Raw genomic sequence first — 4,240 nt, forward strand, 5'->3', positions numbered from 1 at the left:
GGCGCCTAGAATTACTGCTGCTAAACCTAAAATGGCACTTCCTGCCCAGTAAAAAAACGTAGCGGGCTTTTGTTTGCTGCGCCATAAAGTTAGAGTATCAAAGCCATAGGTCGAAAATGTAGTGTAAGAGCCGAGAAACCCAGTCCTAATAAGTAAATCTAGTTCTTTGGGGTAGTCTGTAATCCCCTTGGAGATCGTGAAGAAGAATCCCATTGCCAAGCATCCAGTCAGATTAATGACAAATGTTCCATAGGGAAACTTTGTTCCAAACTTTGCTTTTGTCCATTCTGTTAGGTGATACCGAGACAGTGCTCCAGGAATTGCACCGATCGCAATGGCTAACACACTAAGCAAAGGAACGTCTTGCATCAATGGATACACTCCTCAGTTAATTAAGCTGATTACATCTAGTAATACCAACTCTCTAAATTCCAGCTACCGATCAAACCACTAAAACGTAGGGGAACTCAAGCCTCTGCAATTCCATAGCTTGCTTCTCGCGCAGCGAGTATTGCGAATTACGAATTGTGAATTACGAATTGATATAACTCAGCTATTTTCAACAGGCGAATCGATGTGACATCACTTACAAAAACAGGAATACCGCCACAGATATTTTGGCGCTATTGAGTGCTGTGGTAGAAGGTAACAGCGGTGTAATTTTGTCCCTTAACTCAACTGCACCACAGGCTGATCGTCCAGCAGCGTCGTCAGCGCTAGCAGATCTTCGACGGTGATGCGGAGAAATCGCTGTTCATCGACGCGGAACAGAACCCTAACCCGATCGCTCCCCGGAAAGCCTGGTGGATTCAGATTTGCAATGCTGCGGGCACCCTCGCGATCGTTCAACGACTGCACCGTCGTTTGCCCACTCCCAACGCGCCGCGTCACCAGACGATCACCATCGAAGTACACTTCCGTTTGGTTGCTCTCAGTTCCGAGTTCTCCAATAATCAACTCAATGCTGGGCTGATTTTCCAACGACGCGCCCAGCATCAACTCTACGGGATCGCTCATGGGATAGGGCTGCCCCGTCTTAATTAGCGGGTGCCAACTATGGCAGTTGTTGCGACGATCCCAGTAGCGGATGCCGTAGCTGTGATAGAGAAAGTCTTTTAGCTCGACGCCTTGACTCAACTGCAACGCACCATGAGCGATCGCTTCAAACGGCTTTTCGCTGCGAATTTTGCTCAGGTCAAAATACTGCTGCACCCACGTTTGCACAGCGGGAATCTGCGCCGTGCCGCCCACCAGAAGCACGGCATCGATATCTGCAACCTCTAATCCTTGCCGCCGCGCCTGCTGAAGCACCTGCTCCATGCAAGAATCCAGTTGCTCAAAAAATTGGTGCTGCTTCAGGATCGCCTCGAACTGATCGCGGCTGAGTTGCAGATCGTAGCTTTCAAAGGTTTCATCATTAAAGTAGACTTCCTGCGCCTGCGGTTGCAGCGACAGTTGAATTTTTAGCCGCTCCGCCAGTCGCGCGATCAGTGGCGAAGCCGTCAGCCCTTGTGTTGCAGCAAAGTGATCGACCAGCCAGTTGTCGATGTCTGAGCCGCCGAGATTTTGCCCCACTTTTGCCAGCACCCGCGCCGTTTTTGACTTCTGCCCCGACTGCTCCGCAAACGATTTTTGCCCCCACTTGAGGATAAAGCCCAGCGGTTTGGCTTTGGACTGAGGACTGCCATCCAGTCGCACCAGCGCCAAGTCCAGCGTGCCGCCGCCAAAATCGATCACCAGCAGGGTTTCCCGATCGGCTAGCCCGTATCCCAATGCTGCCGCCGTTGGCTCATCCAGCATCCGCACCTGATCAACGTTCAGCGACTCGCACACCTGCCCTAGCCAGTGACGGTACGCCTCAAAGCTGTCTACAGGCACCGTGAAGACAAGGGACTCTCCGGCTTCCGGCTCAATGGTTTTAAGCTGCTGAAAAATCTCGGTCAGAAACCACTGTCCAATCTGCTCGAAGCGAAGCGTCTGTCCGTCGAGAGTTGGCAGAAATCCCTGCACCGACGAACCAATGCCGCGTTTGTAGTTGCGGAAAAAGCGCGGGTCTGTGGCTAAGTCGAGGGCACGATCGCGCACCGCCTGCCCCACAATAACCTTGCTCTGACTGGCATCCTCCACGTACACCAGGCTAGGAATCAGCGGCGGATTTTGTCCAGAACGATAGGTTACACCCGGCAGCGTAATCGTTTCGGGCTGCTGAGTCACCCGATTCCAGCGGGCAATGACGGTGTTGCTAGTACCAAAGTCGATCGCAAGTCCCATGCCGTGTATTATTCACACCCTTAGAGATAGTGCCTTAAACTCAACTTAACAAGCAAGAGACACGGCGTGAATCTCTCTGGCTAGTGATTGACAGAAGCGGGGCGTGGATGAATTTTGAATTCTTGTTCAATCGCCTACTTCCTTACGGCTCGCTATCCAATCTGGGTGGCTTCTTGCTCCCAGGCTTTGCGGGCGTCGATCGCAAGCTGCTTTGCCTTGGTTGCACCATACTTCTTGATCGAGAACTTGACGCTCTTGCGGTCTTCTCCGCTACCAAACCAGGCTTGCCAGTATTCGTAAACGTGTCCTTTTCTGGCGGACTTGGTTTGACTAACGCCCACAATGCCGCTGGTGTTGCGGACGCTCTTACGCCCAACTTGCGGCTGGGATGGCATCTGCTCAACAAGCTGCTCGTAATACTGCTGCGCGGCTTTTAGGGCGTTTCGCTGACCGCCATAGCGCCCATCTGCGAAAAACTTAGCGTACTGCGTTCCCTGCCGAGTTAGCCTGACGTAGTAGCCAAAGTGGCTTTTCTCGTGTTGCTCGATGCGACTGATACCCACGGTCCTGATGCGAATGCCATTTGCACAGTCATTTTACACACTCATTTGGCTTTCAACGCGTTCGTTTGCGCTTACAACAGCCGCAACTGTGAATCAGAAACGATCGCCGAGTCATCGATCGCACCCCAGTCTGCGTCCTGCTCCGACAGCAGACTCTGAGCCGCACTCAGTAGAGCAGCTTCCATCTCCCGCAGATCGTCTCGATTGGCAAGATACGTTTTTAGCGCTTCCATTGGCTCCATGCTTCGTCCCACCCCCAGTTCTGGCAGGCGAGGACGGGCAAGCTGGCTCACCAGTTCGGGGTGAATCGTGTAGTTGTGGGTAGACGCTAACGCTTGGTGCACTACACCTGCATCGATCTGGTCAAGGTGCTCAGAGCGGATGTGGTAGATCACGCGTACGACGGCATCCCGAAGCTCGGCTGCCTGAAGGGCATGCAGTAATTTTCCTTGTGGATCATTTGTCTCGGATAGGTCAAGCTCGATCGTCCGAAACGCCCGCACGGGCAGGGGACAGAACTCAAACTCAGCCTTGCCGCGCTCCAACTGCACCAGAACAAAGCCTTTTTCTTCGGCTTCCTCGCTGAAATCGACGCGCTCGATGCTGCCGGGATACACGATCGGCGGCTGTTCGCACAGCACTTGGTGCCGATGCACGTGCCCCAGCGCTACGTAGTCAAAACACGATCGAGCAAGCAGCGCGATCGGCACCGTGAATCCTTTGCTAACGGCTAGCAGGCGTTCTGCACCGTAGCGCGCGGTGTCTGTCATCAAGTGCGCCAGCAGCACCGTAGGCACATCTGGATCAAGCTGGCGAATTTCGCCTTCTAGCGCCAGTCGCAGCCGATCGATGAGCAACTGTCCCACTTCTGCCATCGATAGCCCCTCGGTTTCGGGACGAGTCAGCAGGGTCGATCGCGTCAGCCACGGCAGCGTAATGATCTGCACTGGACCGCGGCGGGTTTGAATTCGGTGGGTGTCCAGGCGATCGCCCACCACAAATCCTGGTACGCCCAGCGTTCGATAAATGCACAGGCTTGCACCGCCCTGTCCCTGAGTGTGTTGATCGTGGTTGCCGACCAGCAGCACCGTTGGAATCTGCGCGTCCACCAATCGACGAAACTGATTCGCGAATGCTTCCGCCACAAACGGCGGCGGCGTCGAGTCAGGAAAGGCATCGCCGCCAAACAGCACCAGATCCACTGGCTCATCGATCGCGCGATCGATGCAGCATTCCAACGCTGCCATAAAATCCTCCAGCCGCGTGTTTAGCCCAGTCTCCGGGTTTACCCGCCCGTGAGAGAACCCGCTGCCCATGTGAATGTCGGAGAGGTGGAGAATTTTAATCATGATCGTGCCTCGTTCGTTCCTCATTCTATTTGAATTGCCACTAGCAGTTGGCAACCG

At 53.9% G+C, this 4,240-nt stretch carries 4 protein-coding genes; all 4 read right to left on the bottom strand.

Going from position 1 to position 4,240, the window contains the following annotated elements; all coding sequences use genetic code 11:
- The coding region (gene crcB, locus H6F43_RS17500; RefSeq protein WP_190343998.1) for a fluoride efflux transporter CrcB at positions 1-369 on the bottom strand (369 nt) is incomplete at its 3' end.
- Between the two features lie 300 nt (positions 370-669).
- Entirely contained in the window at positions 670-2,271 is a 1,602-nt protein-coding gene (locus tag H6F43_RS17505; RefSeq protein WP_190343999.1) for an Hsp70 family protein, read from the bottom strand.
- A 152-nt stretch (positions 2,272-2,423) separates the two neighbouring features.
- The gene (locus H6F43_RS23225; RefSeq protein WP_190344000.1) at positions 2,424-2,834 is read right to left on the bottom strand and encodes an AP2/ERF family transcription factor; all 411 of its coding nucleotides are present in this window, start codon (positions 2,832-2,834) and stop codon (positions 2,424-2,426) included.
- A gap of 71 nt (positions 2,835-2,905) precedes the next feature.
- A complete protein-coding gene (gene sbcD, locus H6F43_RS17515) occupies positions 2,906-4,183 on the bottom strand; it encodes an exonuclease subunit SbcD (protein ID WP_190344001.1) in 1,278 nt (425 codons plus the stop codon).
- Between the last annotated feature and the right edge of the window lie 57 nt (positions 4,184-4,240).

It is taken from the genome of Leptolyngbya sp. FACHB-36, from assembly GCF_014695955.1.
GTDB lineage: Bacteria > Cyanobacteriota > Cyanobacteriia > Leptolyngbyales > Leptolyngbyaceae > FACHB-36.